The organism is Pantoea nemavictus, assembly GCF_037479095.1.
Lineage (GTDB): Bacteria > Pseudomonadota > Gammaproteobacteria > Enterobacterales > Enterobacteriaceae > Pantoea > Pantoea nemavictus.
In genome coordinates this window covers 2119543-2135271 of record NZ_JBBGZW010000001.1, presented here as the reverse complement: position 1 = coordinate 2135271, position 15729 = coordinate 2119543, and the positions used below count along the sequence as shown (strand labels likewise).

The following is a 15729-nucleotide window of genomic DNA, read 5'->3' as shown; positions in this document are numbered from 1 at the left end:
GTGACACACTCCAGCCAGGGCCATGCCATGACTGAAGGGATGATGATAATGAAGATGATGAAACGCTTTCCACTCACAGCTGTGCTGATTTGCAGCGCCTTTGCTTCTTCGGGCTGCTCCAGCGTGATGTCTCATACGGGCGCCAGTCAGGGCTACTATCCCGGTACGCGCGCCAGTGCAGAGATGCTAACGGATGACAAAACCAGTTGGGCAATTAAGCCGCTGGCCCTGATCGATTTACCCTTTTCAGCGGTGATGGATACCGTGCTGCTGCCGTGGGACTATTTCCGTTCCGATGACGACAAGAGCAAGGATTCCATCCACGAGCGTGTGATGCAGAGCGAAAAATTGGCCGGCACCCAAGCCAGCCTGGCGACCGCAGCCTCTACTCCGGTAACATCGCACTGACGCAAAACAGCTGGCGCCAACCGTCAACCTCCCGCATATAAGCGATCTGCTCACCATCCGGCGACCACACCACCGCATCACCGGATGGCGCGCGATCGCTGCGTGGCGTCAAGCGCGTACAGTGTCCCGTCATCACTTCACAACGCATCACACTGTTATCGCAGATAAAAGCGATGACGCTGCCATCCGGCTGCCAGCTAAAAGCAGACTGGATGCTGCTTGCCAGCTGAGTTATCTGACGCGGCTGACCGCCATTGGGTGAAACCGTCCACAACTGAACGATGCCGTGCTCGTCCGCCAGCAAAAAGGCGATGGCGCTGCCATCCGCTGAGGCACGCAGCCAATGGCGCGGCTGCAGCGCCAGTCCTTTGGTGTGCGTGACGCGCCGCTGCTGCACGCCGGCTGGTGGCGCAGGCAGTTTATCGGGCGTACCCTGCAACGGTGATGCACCCGCCTTCGCGTAATCTGCGAGCGCTGCTGGCAGATCCACGACAAACACCTCAGGTACTTTTTCGCCGTTCGCATCGCGCGTATCGCCAATAAAGGCAATAGCCCAGCGCTGCCAGCTGCCGTCGGCTCTCTGGTAGCCTTGATTACCTATCCAGCACTCTTCATAGGCGCGGTCAATCTGGTCACTGCCCGGCTGCGGATCGCGCTGCGTCTGGCTGACCAGCACGCAATAGTGGCTGCCCTCATATTCACGCGGATGCTGTTTGGGCGGACACACCGGATGCAGCGGCACCGCCACGCCGACATTGCGCAGGTCATCACGCGCATCCTTTTCATGCATTACGTGATCGTTATAGGTAAAACTCAGGCGCGAACCATCCGGACTGAAGACGTGCACATGCGATCCCCCGCGCAGCGCGCCGGGCGTATAAGGCGCGGTGATATCACAGGCGTCGAGATTTTCGGCAATGCCCTGCTGCACAATCACGCCGCGACGATGATGAAAATCGTAGCGCCAGTGCGCGTCCGGATGTTCCGGCCCGTGAATGCAGACGTAACGCGACGGCAGATCCGGGCTAACGGTGACCACGCCAACGTGTGCGCCATCACGCGCCTGATACAGCACTTCAACAGCGCCGCTTGTCACGTTAACGCGCTCAATGGTCAGGCTGGTAAAGGAGGCGCCAGACGGCCGCACATCAAACGCCAGCCATTGGCTATCGCCGGTCCAGACGTTGATATTGGTCAGCTGATGATGGCGCTGGGCAAAGGTGAGTTGTTTTTCTGACATGAGGCAACCTTACATCTGACAGTTGCCGGATAAATTACGTGATTTGCTAGTGGGATGCGAATAAACCCGGTCGTCATTATCGTGCGGTTATTAGCCAGGTCGCCATAAATGGCGACCCTACAGCAAGGTTTGTAGGGTGCGCATTCATGCGCACCTGGTTGGATCAACCCACGCGTTTTACATCACCGACCAGCAGGATATACGACAGCGCACCGATCAGCGCCACCGCCGAGATGTACACCAGCGCAGGGGCAAAGCCGTAATCCTGCGCCAGATAGCCGACGACCAGCGGCACGGTAATGCCGCCCAGGCCACCGACAAAGTTGAACATGCCGCCGGTCAAACCAATCAAACGCACCGGCGCCAGCGATGACACCAGCGACCAGGTGATCGAGGCGAAACCGTTGCCGAAGAAGGCGATGGCCATCAACGTCATGATCCAAATAGGGTCGTTCGTGTAGTTAGCGCCCATGATGCAGGTGGAGATCAGCAAACCACAGATGATCGGCGTTTTACGGGCAAAGCCAAGCGAACGACCGCTGCGCACCAGACGATCGGCGACGATGCCCGACAGAATCACGCCCACAAACGCCGCGAGGAATGGCACGGTGGTCATAAAGCCGGCGGTCAGCGCCGCGATGTGTTTTTCCTGCGTCAGATAGTTCGGGAACCAGGTCAGGAAGAACCATAGCGTGGAGGTCACGGCGAACTGGCCGAGATAGACACCGCACAGCTTGCGATGGAACACCAGTTTCCAGTCGGCGGCGGTGAGTTTGGTGCGGGTTTTCTTCTCGCTCGGCGCATCACCATCGACCATCGCACCGCCTTCGCGGATGTAATCCAGCTCGGCTTTATTGATGCCTTTGCTCTGGCTCGGTGCCTGATAGAACTTAATCCAGATCAGCGACCAGATGATGCCGATACCGCCGGTGATGATGAAGACCCAGTGCCAGCTCAGCAGTTCCTGAATCCATATCAGCAGCGGCGTCAGGAAAGCCAGGCCGACAAACTGGCCGGAGGTATAGAAACCAACCGCAGAAGCGCGTTCCTGCTCCGGGAACCAGCTGGTCACCAGGCGGTTGTTGGTGGGGAACGCGGGCGCTTCGAATATACCGGTAATGGCACGCAGGCCAATTAAGGATAATAAGCCCGTCGCGAAACCCTGAAATAGCGTTGCGACCGACCAGCCAAAAATGGCAATAAAATAGGTTACGCGAGGACCGACGCGATCAAGGAACCAGCCGCCGGGAATCTGACATAACGTATATAGCCAGGCAAAGGCAGAAAATACATAGCCCATTTGCGCTTTAGTAATACCGAACTCCTCCTGAATATGGGCAGAAGCGACGGCTAAATTTGCGCGGTCAACATAACAAATCACCACCGTAATAAATATCATCAGCAGCGTGATATAACGACGGCGCGTCGGTTTGGCTTGCACAGCAGAGAGATCCATGGTGTTTCTCCGTCATCGGGTTTGCCGTAAAGGCGCGACAAAGTACGCCCCGACAAACTCAGGGTAGTGGTAACAAAGGTAAATCCGCCGAGGCGGTAAATAAGCTGTGCCGGGAAAAAGGCTGAGTGAAGCCCTATGCCCTATTTCACCGGCATATAATCATTTAGATTTAATTAAATTTAACACCCTAAATAATTCGAGCTACAGAAAGGCGGCAAGCGAATGAATCCCCGGGAGCTTACACCATGACTGGGGTGAATAAACGCAGCCAACGCATCTGTAGCTTGAAGTATGACGGGTATTTACCATTCAGCAACGCTGCCATCTGGAAAACGCCACAGCGGATTGCGCCAGTCAGGTGCATTTTTACTACGCTCGATCACCAGCTCTTCGTTAATTTCCACGCCGAGGCCCGGTTTATTTAACGGATAGAAGTGACCGTCATCCATTTTGAAATCGTCTTTATTAATCACGTAATCGAGCAGTTCGGCGCCCTGATTGTAGTGAATGCCCATGCTCTGTTCCTGGAACACCGCGTTGCGTGACACGAAGTCAACGTGCAGGCAAGCCGCCAATGCGATCGGGCCGAGCGGACAGTGCGGTGCCAGCGCGACATCATAGGATTCAGCCATCGCCGCTATCTTGTAGCACTCGGTGATACCGCCGGCATGCGACAGATCCGGCTGCAGAATCGCTAAACCGCCCGCTTCCAGCACGCGTTTAAACTCAAAGCGCGAGAACATGCGTTCACCAGCGGCAATCGGAATGTGGGTTTGCGCGGCCAGGCGCGGATAATATTCCGCTTGCTCCGCCAGCACCGGCTCTTCAATAAACAGCGGGCGATACGGTTCCAGCTCTTTAATCAGCACTTTCGCCATTGGCGCGCTGACGCGGCCGTGGAAATCAAGGCCAAACTCAATCTCTTTACCGAAGGCTTCGCGAATCTGCGCCACGGTATTCACCGCATCGTCGACTTTACGGGCGTTATCAATAATGCCCATCTCTTCGCAGCCATTGAGTTTAAAGGTATCAAAACCGATGGTGCGCAACTTCTTGATGCCATCAATGACGTCGGCCGGACGATCGCCGCCTACCCAGCTGTAAGCTTTAATGCTGTCGCGCACTAAACCACCCAGCAGTTGATAAACCGGTACGCCCAACGCTTTGCCTTTAATATCCCACAATGCTTGATCGATACCGGCGATAGCGCTCATCAGAATCGGGCCACCGCGATAGAAGCCACCGCGATACATCACCTGCCATAAGTCGTTGATGCGCGCCGGATCCTGACCAATCAGATATTCAGACAGCTCATGCACCGCCGCTTCCACGCTGCGGGCGCGGCCTTCAATCACCGGTTCGCCCCAGCCAACGATGCCTTCGTCGGTTTCGATTTTCAGGAACATCCAGCGCGGCGGCAGGCGGTAAGTGGTCAGTTTGGTAATTTTCATCGTACAGCATCCTTATAAGCAGCAATAAATGCGCGAGCCTGTTCCACAGTGCGCGACAGCGGTTGTCCGGCGCGATAGAGATCGCTGCCCAAACCGGCGCCAATGCAACCTGCGGCCATAAATTCGTGCAGGTTTTCCGGCGTCACGCCGCCCACAGCAAACACCGGCACCTCCGGCGGCAGCACCGCTTTCAATGCTTTGATGTAGCCCGGACCAAAGGCCGACGATGGGAAAATTTTCAGCGCCTGCGCGCCGGCCTGTAAGGCGGTGAACGCTTCGGTGGCGGTGGCGCAACCCGCGGCGACGATCATGCCTTTGGAAACCGCCTGGCGAATCACTGCAGCATCGGTGTTGGGCGTGACGACTAATTTGCTGTTCAGCGTCGCCAGCTCATCGACCTGCGCCGGATTGAGCACGGTGCCGGCGCCAATCAGTGCTTTATCGCCGAAGGTTTTCACCATCGCGCCAATACTTTTCGCCCATTCCGGCGAGTTAAGCGGGATCTCAATCGCATCGAAACCCGCGTCGATCAGTGCTCCAACGTGCGCTTCCGCTTCGTCCGGCGTGATACCGCGCAAAATGGCGATCAGCGGGATTTTAGTTTGCCAGGTCATTCGCAATACTCCTTATTCCGTGCTGGAAAGCGCTATCGCCTGCCAGCGTGACTGAATCCAGGCCGATAAAGTGCAGCGCCTGTTGATAACGTTGCGCCAGCGCGCTACCGGCAATAATGGTGATCGGTTGGCTTGTGACGTCGGCCTGTTGCGTCATCAGCGCCACTTCGTGACCAATCAATAAACCTGAAAGGAAGTCGCTGATATGACGGCGATCGCGCGCGCCGAGCACGTGTGAAGCGCGTACTTCAAACAGGCGCGACAGAATCGAGGTATCGTTGCATCCCACCTGCAAACCGTCATGGAAAGCGGCGGCGTTCTCTTCCTGTTGAGGTAAACCGGCACCAATCAGCGATTGTTTGAGCAGCAGATGATGCAGTTCGCCGGTCATCACGGTACGGAAATCCACCACGCGATCCTGCTCTACCTGCACCCATTTGGCGTGCGTGCCGGGCATCACGTAGAGCGGTGCGGGTTGCAATGCCAGCGCACCAAGCAGCTGCGTCTCTTCACCGCGCATAACGTTGTAGTTGTCGTCACGTTCGACGCTCAATCCCGGCACAATCCACGCTTGATCCTCAACGCGCGTTAGGCGACCCGCCAGCTCGCCCAGCGCCACCGGACAGGAAAGATAAGGCACCGACAGCCAGCCCGCATTGCTGCCCACCATGCCCGCCATCACCACCGGCACCTCGTTGACGGGCCAGCCGTCGGTGACGCTGGCAAACACCTCGGCTGGCGTGCGATCGCCAAGGCGCGTGACACCGGCTTCTGAACGGCGCTCAGCTACGCAGGTACCGCCCTGATAATGCCAGGCGCGCAGATTGGTTGAGCCCCAATCAATCGCAATATAGCTGGTCACATAATCTCCTTGAGTCGCGCCGTGGAGCTGGCAATCATCGCTTTGGCGGCCTGTTCAGCCGCATCGCCATCCTGATGACGAATGGCATCGAATAACGCTTTATGTTCGGCTAAGGTGCGCGGCATGTTGCCTTCATCGGCCATATAGGTTTGCGCGAACACCGCTTTTTGCAGCTGGCTGATCGCCACGTTGAGCTGTTGCAGCACCGGGTTATGCACCGAATCCAGTACCGCTTCGTGATAGCGGATATCCGCTTCATTAAAGGCTTCACGATCGAGGTGATTGGCCACCATTTCGTTATAGGCCAACTCAATCGCCGCCAGATCGGTTGAAGTCGCGCGCTCAGCTGACCAGCGCGCAATCTGCGGCTCCACCAGCACACGCACTTCGTTCATCGCCGCAATCAGACGCGGGTCCTGATCGTGCGCCAGCGCCCACTGCAACACATCGCTATCCAAATAGTTCCACTGGTTACGTGGCGTGACGAAGGCACCGCGATAGCGCTTCATCTCCATCAAGCGTTTGGCCATCAGTGAGCGAAACACTTCACGGATAATGTTGCGTGAGGTGCCAAAGCGTTCGCACAGTTCAGCTTCGGCGGGCAGCGCCGCGCCTGGCACAAACTTGCCGGCCACAATCTCTTCACCCAGCGTCAGGATGATGCGCTCTGTTTTGCTTAATTGTTCTTGCGTCATGATGTTCCATTCAGTGAAAGGCGATAACGCATCAGATTACTGCTTTCGCTCAGTGAAGCCCAACGACCGCCTGAGTCCGTGCCGCCGATTGTAGTACCATTTAGTAAAGTTGTACTACAATCTGGATCACAAAATAGACAATCCATGCACCGAGGTGCGAGGGGGAGAATCAGGGGGAATAGCAGCGGACAGCAGAGCGCTGCCCGCAAAGGAGATTTATAGCACCAGCTCTTCAATAGCGTACGCGACGCCATCTTCCATATTGGTTTTGGTAATGAACTGCGCGATTTTCTTCACCGAATCAATGGCATTTCCCATTGCAACGCCGGTACCGGCGTACTCAATCATGGCTAAATCATTTTCCTGATCGCCAATCGCCATCACTTCTTCACGCGCCAGACCCAGCTTATCCGCCAGCATTTTTACCCCTTGTCCTTTATTCACGCGTGAATCGAGGATTTCGAGGTAATAAGGTGCGCTTTTGAGAATGGTGTAGTTGTCACGCGCCTGCTGCGGCAAGCGCTGAATGGCGGAATCCAGCAGATCCGGCTTATCGATCATCATCAGCTTAGGGAAGCGCGTGGCGCGATCCATCTCTTCCACAGAACGATAGCGCACCGGAATACCGGTTAGGCTCGCTTCATGGATGGTGAATTCACTGAGATCTTTATTCGGCGTGTAGAGGAAGGATTTATCGAAAGCCTGGAAGTGAACGCCAAGGTCGCGCGCCAGCTGTTCGATATAAAGATAATCGTCGAAACCCAGGGTAATTTCGGCAACACATTCGCCATCGTTAGCACGATGTACCAGCGCACCGTTATAACTGATGCAGTATTGGCCTTCATCAACCAGATTCAGTTCCATCAGATAGCGCTGAATGCCGACGTACGGACGACCGGTGGTAAGTACCACCATTACGCCTTTTTTATGTGCGCGTTCAATCGCCGATTTAACGGCGGGCGTAATCTCGTGCTGCGGATTGAGCAGCGTGCCGTCCATATCGATTGCAACCAGTTTTATTGCCATAACATCCTCGTTGAGTCAGGGTTTTGATCAATGCTAGCGCGATTCAGCTCACATTGACCAGTTTCGCGCCCGACTTCAGATTTTTCCTCACGCAAATAAAAAAGGCCATCACTCCTGTGATGGCCTTGAATACAGGGCGTTAAAGGATGACCTTAGTGGCTCATCGCATCCTTTTTCATGCCCATTTCCTCTTTCTTCATGGCATCTTTCTTCATGCCCATCGCATCTTTGTGCAAGCCATCTTTCTTCATGCCCATTGCGTCTTTGTGCATGCCGTCTTTCTTCATGCCCATTGCATCTTTGTGCATGCTGTCTTTCTTCATGCCCATTTCATCTTTGTGCATGCTGTCTTTCTTCATGCCCATTTCATCTTTTTTCATCGCATCTTTGCCCATAGTATCCGCAGCATAGGCGGTAGACAGAGTCATCATTGAAGCGATAAAGGTTGCTACGATTGCGTTTTTCATAGGGTGTTTCCTTATAGTTTTACGAGTATCAATGGTGTTGGCGCAATAAGGCACCGGATTAAGGGATCAGCTTCCGCCGAACCAGTTGTAGCCTTCGTCTTCCCAGTAACCACCGGAATAACGATTGGTTATTTCAATCACCTGAATATGCTTCGGATTTTTATATCCCAGCTTGGTGGGAATACGGATTTTCATCGGATAACCATATTTGGGCGGGAGTATTCGCCCATCCCAGCTCAATGCCATCAGGGTTTGTGGATGCAGCGCCGAGGCCATATCGATGCTGGTGTAGTAATCGTCCGCACATTTAAAGCTGACATATTTGGCCGACGTATCGGCACCAATCACCCTGAGAAAGTCGCCGAAACGCACGCCGCCCCAGCGGCCAATTTCACTCCAGCCTTCCACACAGATATGGCGCGTAATCTGATCAACCTGTTGCATGTTGTAGAGCTCAGCTAGCGACCAACTGCGTTTATCACTCACTAGCCCGGCAATCTCCAGACGCCACCGATCGCCGTTGACCTGGGGAATATATTCTTCACCGTAAAAGGCGTTAAACGGAAATAAGGGCGCGATGCGATCGGCGCTGTATTCCGGAGAGAGATGGGCAGGATTAAACAGCCAGCTCTGCACGCGATCGTTAAAGCGGGAAAATCTGTTCAGCACGCTATCGATGTCGGGTTTATCACTGAGATCGCAGCCCGTCAGCATTACCACGCCGCCGAGCGTTAAGCCCTGGCGTAAAAATCGGCGGCGTGAGGCGGAATCCAGCTTTCGCGCCAGTAGCTGCTGCGCTTCTTTAATCAGGGCATCCGCATCACCGGGAGCAATATCGACCTTAAATTTTTTCATCTCGCTCTCCTTAGCGTCCACGCAACATGGCAAGCAGGGTTTTTGGCACCAGCGCGACCATCAGCAGATGCACCATGACAAAGCCCACCAGCGCGGCCATCGCGTAAAAGTGGATGTAACGTGCCGCTTCATAGCCGCCGAGGAGATCGCGTAACACGCCAAACTGCACCGATTTCCACAACACCAGCCCTGACAGCACCAACAGCAGGCAGTCCAGCATCACAAACAGATAAGCCGCACGCTGGATGGGGTTGTAGTGACGCAGATCCGCATGCGCCAGCTTGCCTTTCAGCGCGCAGCTGGCATCGTGCAGCAATCCCCGCAGACTAAGCGGTAGAAATTTCTTCCTGAAGCGTCCAGTAACGACATTCATCGTGAGATACAGCACGCCATTCCCGGCAAAAATCCACATCGCGGCGAAGTGCCATTGCAGGGCGCCACCTAGCCAGCCACCGAGGGTAATTTCACCCGGAAAATAAAAGCTAAAAAGTGGCGAGGCGTTATAAATGCGCCATCCGCTCAACGTCATGATCACCATGACCGCCGCATTCACCCAGTGACACAACCGCAGCCATGCTGGATGAACCACAAGTAAGCGTTCAGGCTTTTCATCCCTCTGCATTTCCATCCGTTTCTGACCCTGCTGTTTAACGTCTGAGTGTTATGGTGCCGAATTGTTGTTCACCGAAGCCTCACGAGGAGTTAAACAAAACGTGAACACTTTGAGGCGATATAGGCGCTAACATTGATTGAAGTGGCGCAACAGGAAGGGATGATGATCGACGCAAAGAGAGTGCTTATTGTCGAAGATGACAGCGGAATAGCCGACGTTCTGCGCTTAAACTTTCAGGATGAAGGTTATGATGTAACCCATGCGGCTGATGGACACCTCGCCGTCCATTTATTGGGAACCCAGCAATGGGATGCTTTGATTCTTGATCTGATGTTGCCCGGCATTGATGGTTTAGAGATCTGTCGCCGCGCCCGCGCAATGAAACGCTATACGCCGATCATTATGATCAGTGCACGCTCCAGTGAAGTGCATCGCGTTTTGGGCCTTGAGCTAGGCGCAGATGATTATCTGCCCAAACCCTTTTCCGTGGTGGAACTCGTCGCCCGGCTTAAGGCACTGTTTCGCCGCCAGGAAGCGATGAATTTAAATTCGCGCCTGGAAGCGGGCACGCTGCATCACGATGCATTAATGATCGATCCGGTAGCCCGTGAAGTGTGGCTGGAGAATAAGCCGATAACCTTAACGCCGCGCGAGTTTGATCTGCTTTACCACTTCGCTAAACATCCTGGAAAAGTGTTTTCCCGCCTCAATCTGCTCAATCAGGTTTGGGACTATCAGCACGATGGTTATGAACACACGGTTAATACACATATCAACCGCTTACGGTTGAAAATTGAAGACAATCCCGCCGAACCGCACTACATCCTGACGGTGTGGGGCAAAGGCTATAAATTTTCGCTGCCGGCGAAGTAGGTTTAATGATGAAACGCCTGACACTCAGCCAGCGCCTGGCGCTGGTTTTTGCTTCCCTGCTGTTACTTTGTACACTGCTGTCAGGCTGGATGCAGATTCGCATCAACGCGCAGTACGGTAGCGCCGTGGTGCAACGTTTGTCCGACGGACTGGCGCGCAGTATCGCCAGCCTCAACCCCAATATGATTGGCGAGCAGGGCGTGAATCTGCCGCTGATGAAGGCGCTGTTCAGTGATTTGATGGTGCTCAATCCCAGTGTGGAAGTCTATTTGCTCGATTTACAGGGCTATATTCTGGCTGATGCAGCACCGCCTAATCATGTCAAACGCAGCCGCGTGAGCCTGGCTCCAATCCATGCGCAGCTTAATGGCACCGCTTCGCCAGTATATGGCGATGACCCACGTAATTTGATGGAAAATAAAGTGTTTAGCGTTGCACCGCTTGCCCTGCATGGCCAAACGGTGGGTTATCTGTATGTGATTTTGCAGGGCGAGAACTATCACCAACTGGCGCAGGAAGCGCAGATCGATATTCTGATGCACACATCATTTTGGTCATCTTTGCTGGTGGTGTTGTTTGGTCTGACGGCGGGCGCGGTGGCGTTCAGTTTAATCACGCGCCCAATGCGCCAGTTGACGCAACGTGTTCGTGAACTCAACCGGGAAGACATGACGGCAATCAAGCAGATGGCGGAATTACCGTTGCCACAGCCGCATGAGAAAGATGAGGTCAGTGTATTGCAGGGCGCGTTTGTGGGTATGGCGCGACGCGTCGCCTTTCAGTGGGAGAAGCTGGCTTATCAGGACCAATTGCGGCGTGATTTCGTGGCCAATATTTCACACGATTTGCGCACGCCTCTGACCACGCTGCACGGTTATCTCGAAACCTTGCTGTATAAATCGGACAGCCTGAAATCGACCGAAAGCCAGCGTTACCTGCACATTGCGCTTTCGCAAAGCCAAAAAGTCAGCATGCTGGCGCAGCAGCTATTTGAACTGGCGCAGCTGGAATATGGCGTAATAAAGCCCAATCGTGAAATGTTCAGCCTTTCAGAGCTGACTTACGACGTGGTGCAAAAATTTGAGTTAATGGCCAGCACGCGCAATATCCGCTTTGTGGTGGATATGCCCGAACAGCTGCCGCAGGTGAATGCCGATGTTTCGATGATCGATCGCGTGCTGACCAATCTCTTTGATAATGCTATCAAATACACGCCGGAGGCGGGAACCATTGAGGTCACGCTGCGTAGCGCCGAACGCGAGGTTGAAGTAAGTCTGAAAGATTCGGGACCCGGCATTCCTGATGCGTTACGTGCCACACTGTTTGAGCGTCCGTCTGCGTTAACGCACGCCAGCACGCGGAAAAACAGCGGTGGTCTGGGATTGATGGTGGTGCGCCGTATTCTGCAGCTGCATGAGCGTGATATTCGTCTGGATGAACAAACATCGGGCGCCTGCTTCCGCTTCTCCATACCGCGCTAAAAACAAAAAACCCTTCCTAAGTGGAAGGGTTTTTTCGTGTTACCCGCTCGATTAGATATCGATGTTGGCGGCTTTCAACGCGTTCTCTTCGATGAAAGCACGGCGCGGTTCAACCGCATCGCCCATCAAGGTAGTGAACAGCTGATCGGCAGCAATCGCATCCTTAATCGTCACGCGCAGCATGCGGCGACTATCTGGATCCATGGTGGTTTCCCACAGCTGCTCTGGGTTCATCTCACCCAAACCTTTATAACGCTGTACTGACAGACCACGACGCGACTCTTTCACCAGCCACTCAATCGCCTGCTCGAAGCTGGTTACAGGCTGGCGACGCTCGCCACGTTCAATGTAGGCATCTTCTTCAATCAGGCCGCGCAGCTGCTCGCCCAGCGCACAGATTTTGCGGTATTCCGGCCCATCGATGAACTCGCTATCCAGTGGATAATCGGTATCAACGCCGTGCGTGCGGACACGCAGCACCGGTTCGAACAGGTTCTGTTCGTTATCAGCACGAACCTGCGCCAGGTAGCTGCTGCCGTGCGCTTCACGCTCGGTCAGATACGCCACTAAGCCATCGATCCAGCCTTGTACGGCGGCTTCATTACTGAGGTCGCTTAAGGTTGGATGGTAGATCAGGCCACGCAGCAGAGCCGATGGGAAGCGGCGCTCCATACGTTTGATCATGCGCTGTGTGCTGTTGAAATCCGCCACCAGCGTTTCCAGCGGCTGACCGCCTAACGCAGGCGCGCTGGCGTTGGTGTGCAGCGTAGCGCCGTCGAGCGCGATGGAAATCTGATACTGATCCATCGCTTCGTCGTCTTTAATATACTGTTCTTGCTTGCCTTTCTTCACTTTGTACAGTGGCGGCTGAGCGATGTAGACGTGACCACGCTCAACAATTTCCGGCATCTGACGATAGAAGAAGGTCAACAGCAGCGTACGGATGTGCGAACCATCGACGTCAGCATCGGTCATGATGATGATGCTGTGATAACGCAGTTTATCCGGATTGTATTCATCACGACCGATACCACAACCTAACGCGGTGATCAGCGTCGCGACTTCCTGCGATGCCAGCATCTTGTCGAAACGCGCTTTCTCCACGTTCAGGATTTTACCTTTCAGCGGCAGAATCGCCTGGTTCTTACGGTTACGGCCCTGTTTGGCTGAACCGCCTGCGGAGTCACCCTCCACCAGGTAGATTTCAGACAGCGCCGGATCGCGCTCCTGACAGTCAGCCAGTTTGCCTGGCAGACCGGCTAAATCCAGCGCGCCTTTACGGCGGGTCATTTCACGTGCACGACGCGCCGCTTCACGCGCGCGCGCTGCATCGATAATTTTACCGACCACGATTTTGGCGTCAGATGGGTTTTCCAGCAGGTATTCCGCCAGCAGTTCATTCATCTGCTGCTCAACCGCCGATTTCACCTCTGAAGAGACCAGTTTATCTTTGGTCTGAGAAGAGAATTTCGGATCCGGCACTTTCACGGAAACCACCGCAATCAGGCCTTCACGCGCATCATCGCCGGTGGCGCTGACTTTGGCTTTTTTGCTGTAGCCTTCTTTATCCATGTAGGCGTTCAGGGTACGCGTCATTGCCGCACGGAAACCGGCCAGGTGCGTCCCGCCGTCGCGCTGTGGAATGTTGTTGGTGAAGCAGTAGATGTTTTCCTGGAAACCATCGTTCCACTGCAGCGCCACTTCCACGCCAATGCCATCTTTCTCAGTCGAGAAATAGAACACCGTTGGATGGATTGGCGTTTTGTTCTTGTTGAGGTACTCAACAAACGCCTTGATGCCGCCTTCGTAGTGGAAGTGATCGTTCTTGCCGTCGCGTTTATCTTCCAGACGAATCGAGACGCCTGAGTTAAGGAACGACAGCTCACGCAGGCGTTTCGCCAGGATCTCGTACTCAAACTCAATCACGTTGGTGAAGGTTTCATAGCTCGGCCAGAAACGCACGCGCGTACCGGTTGCATCGGTATCGCCTGATACCGCCAGCGGTGCCTGCGGTACGCCGTGCTGATAAATCTGATGATGCACTTTGCCTTCGCGACGAATAGTCAGTTCCAGCTTCTGTGACAAGGCGTTAACCACGGAAACGCCGACGCCGTGCAGACCGCCAGACACTTTGTAGGAGTTATCATCAAATTTACCGCCGGCGTGCAGGACGGTCATGATCACTTCCGCCGCAGAGACGCCCTCTTCCGGGTGAATGCCGGTCGGAATACCACGGCCATCATCTTGCACTGAGACCGAGTTATCGGCATGAATTGTAACGGTAATGTCACTACAGTGACCGGCGAGCGCTTCGTCGATAGCGTTATCCACGACTTCGAATACCATGTGATGCAGACCGGTGCCGTCATCCGTATCGCCGATGTACATACCCGGGCGTTTGCGTACCGCATCAAGCCCTTTCAGGACTTTGATACTTGAGGAGTCATAAGAATTCGACATCAACGTTTCTCGCTCATTTAATCTTCAGGTTGAACCACTATTTTACCCTGTTCCACGCGGAACATCTTGCCCTTTTCATCACTCATGTCGATTACATGCTCGACACCAATGGCGCTGACAAATACTTGAGCCTGCGTGGCTTTTAGGCGTTCAGCTAATAGCCGACGACGGGTGTCATCCAGCTCTGAGGCAAAGTCATCAATCAGATACAAACAGCGTCGTCCGCTGCTGCGCGTCAGATATTCGCCCTGCGCTAAGCGCAGCGCACACATCAGCAGCTTTAACTGACCGCGTGAGAGTAAATCTTCCACCGGCGTCCCTTCAGCACGAATACGAAAATCGGCTTTATGTGGGCCGCTGGCGGTGTAGGTGAGCGCGCGATCGCGCTCGAAATTGCGTTCCAGCAGTTCGGCGTAGTCGCTCTCTTTGTCCCAGCCACGCTGGAAAGAGAACGCTAACTCGAACTCCGGTAAAAATTGGCCACAGGTGGCGATGATCTCGCGGGAAATCGCCGCGCTGTATTCGGCGCGCCATGCGCTGATTTGCTCAGCCAGCGGCACCAGCTCCTGATCCCACGGACGAATCTGGCTATAGCGCGATACCTGACGCAGCGCCGCATTGCGCTGTTTCAGCAGACGACGCAGATTGCTCCAGGCATGGAAAAAGCCGGGCGCGGCGTGAAAACATCCCCAATCGATATAGGCGCGACGGTATTTGGGGCCGCCATTCAGCAGCGTAAAACCTTCCGGCGTAATCAACTGCATGGGTAACAGTTGCGCTAACTCGGCGACTTTGTGACCGTCGCTGCCATCGATGCGGACTTTGCTGTCACCGGCACGATTTTTGGTGAGACCCACCGACAGTTCGCGTTCACTGCCTTCAATACGGCCGTGCAGCACAAAGGCATCCTGATCGTGGCGAATAACGCGGCCAGCCTGCAAACTGCGAAACGCACGACCGTGTCCGAGGGTGTAGATCGCCTCCAGCACGCTGGTTTTACCGCTGCCGTTAGCGCCCACAAGGAAATTGAAGCCCGGTGCCAGCGCGAGATCGGCCTGCTCGATATTACGGAAATCTTTAATCAGGAGGCGGGTTAAAGCCATGAATCATTCCAGCCAGAAGGGGGTTGCCTAACATTAATAATCCAGGCCGTCGGCGGCGCAGGCAGTCTGGTCACGGCCAGCGCGCAGGCCCTGGGAGCATACTGAAGTATGTGACCAGGGGCGAG

General features: G+C 54.6%; 15 protein-coding genes. 3 read left to right on the top strand and 12 right to left on the bottom strand.

Annotation, left to right across the window (positions count from 1 at the left end):
- Positions 1 to 48 precede the first annotated feature (48 nt).
- Positions 49 to 408, top strand: a complete 360-nt coding sequence (locus WH298_RS09805; RefSeq protein ID WP_036622144.1) for a YceK/YidQ family lipoprotein — start codon at positions 49 to 51, stop codon at positions 406 to 408.
- Here the strand turns inward: WH298_RS09805 and WH298_RS09800 are convergent.
- The 10 genes from WH298_RS09800 to WH298_RS09755 form a co-directional block, all read right to left on the bottom strand.
- The gene (locus tag WH298_RS09800) at positions 386 to 1648 is read right to left on the bottom strand and encodes a YidR family protein (protein WP_180822750.1); all 1263 of its coding nucleotides are present in this window, start codon (positions 1646 to 1648) and stop codon (positions 386 to 388) included. The genes WH298_RS09805 and WH298_RS09800 overlap by 23 nt on opposite strands.
- 163 nt (positions 1649 to 1811) lie before the next feature.
- Positions 1812 to 3104, bottom strand: coding sequence for an MFS transporter (locus WH298_RS09795; RefSeq protein WP_180822749.1), 1293 nt, complete (start codon positions 3102 to 3104; stop codon positions 1812 to 1814).
- Between the two features lie 302 nt (positions 3105 to 3406).
- Positions 3407 to 4555 carry a galactonate dehydratase gene (dgoD, locus tag WH298_RS09790; RefSeq protein ID WP_007893527.1) on the bottom strand — a complete coding sequence of 383 codons (1149 nt, stop codon included), beginning with the start codon at positions 4553 to 4555 and terminating at the stop codon, positions 3407 to 3409.
- A complete protein-coding gene (locus WH298_RS09785; RefSeq protein WP_049852395.1) occupies positions 4552 to 5169 on the bottom strand; it encodes a 2-dehydro-3-deoxy-6-phosphogalactonate aldolase in 618 nt (205 codons plus the stop codon). Before WH298_RS09785 ends, dgoD begins: the two co-directional genes overlap by 4 nt.
- Entirely contained in the window at positions 5153 to 6031 is an 879-nt protein-coding gene (locus WH298_RS09780; protein WP_180822748.1) for a 2-dehydro-3-deoxygalactonokinase, read from the bottom strand. The genes WH298_RS09785 and WH298_RS09780 overlap by 17 nt, the downstream gene beginning before the upstream one ends.
- A complete protein-coding gene (locus WH298_RS09775) occupies positions 6028 to 6726 on the bottom strand; it encodes a FadR/GntR family transcriptional regulator (RefSeq protein WP_007893539.1) in 699 nt (232 codons plus the stop codon). Before WH298_RS09775 ends, WH298_RS09780 begins: the two co-directional genes overlap by 4 nt.
- Positions 6727 to 6942: 216 nt before the next feature.
- Complete coding sequence (gene yidA, locus WH298_RS09770) at positions 6943 to 7752, bottom strand: sugar-phosphatase (protein WP_180822747.1); 810 nt, start codon at positions 7750 to 7752, stop codon at positions 6943 to 6945.
- A 152-nt stretch (positions 7753 to 7904) separates the two neighbouring features.
- Positions 7905 to 8219: a hypothetical protein gene (locus WH298_RS09765; protein WP_180822746.1), complete on the bottom strand. Its 315-nt coding sequence runs from the start codon at positions 8217 to 8219 to the stop codon at positions 7905 to 7907.
- 66 nt (positions 8220 to 8285) lie between these two features.
- Positions 8286 to 9074, bottom strand: a complete 789-nt coding sequence (locus WH298_RS09760; RefSeq protein WP_180822745.1) for a molybdopterin-dependent oxidoreductase — start codon at positions 9072 to 9074, stop codon at positions 8286 to 8288.
- A gap of 10 nt (positions 9075 to 9084) precedes the next feature.
- Entirely contained in the window at positions 9085 to 9696 is a 612-nt protein-coding gene (locus WH298_RS09755; protein ID WP_180822744.1) for a cytochrome b/b6 domain-containing protein, read from the bottom strand.
- Positions 9697 to 9849: 153 nt separating this feature from the next.
- Between WH298_RS09755 and WH298_RS09750 the strand changes: the two genes are divergently transcribed.
- Both WH298_RS09750 and WH298_RS09745 read left to right on the top strand, forming a co-directional pair.
- On the top strand, positions 9850 to 10560 hold the full coding sequence (locus WH298_RS09750; RefSeq protein WP_180822743.1) for a response regulator transcription factor: 711 nt from the start codon (positions 9850 to 9852) through the stop codon (positions 10558 to 10560).
- A gap of 8 nt (positions 10561 to 10568) precedes the next feature.
- Complete coding sequence (locus tag WH298_RS09745; protein WP_180822742.1) at positions 10569 to 12041, top strand: sensor histidine kinase; 1473 nt, start codon at positions 10569 to 10571, stop codon at positions 12039 to 12041.
- Between the two features lie 51 nt (positions 12042 to 12092).
- Here WH298_RS09745 and gyrB read toward each other — a convergent pair whose 3' ends face one another.
- Both gyrB and recF read right to left on the bottom strand, forming a co-directional pair.
- Positions 12093 to 14501, bottom strand: a complete 2409-nt coding sequence (gene gyrB / locus WH298_RS09740) for a DNA topoisomerase (ATP-hydrolyzing) subunit B (RefSeq protein ID WP_007893552.1) — start codon at positions 14499 to 14501, stop codon at positions 12093 to 12095.
- 17 nt (positions 14502 to 14518) lie between these two features.
- The gene (gene recF / locus WH298_RS09735; RefSeq protein ID WP_097095491.1) at positions 14519 to 15604 is read right to left on the bottom strand and encodes a DNA replication/repair protein RecF; all 1086 of its coding nucleotides are present in this window, start codon (positions 15602 to 15604) and stop codon (positions 14519 to 14521) included.
- Positions 15605 to 15729: the final 125 nt, after the last annotated feature.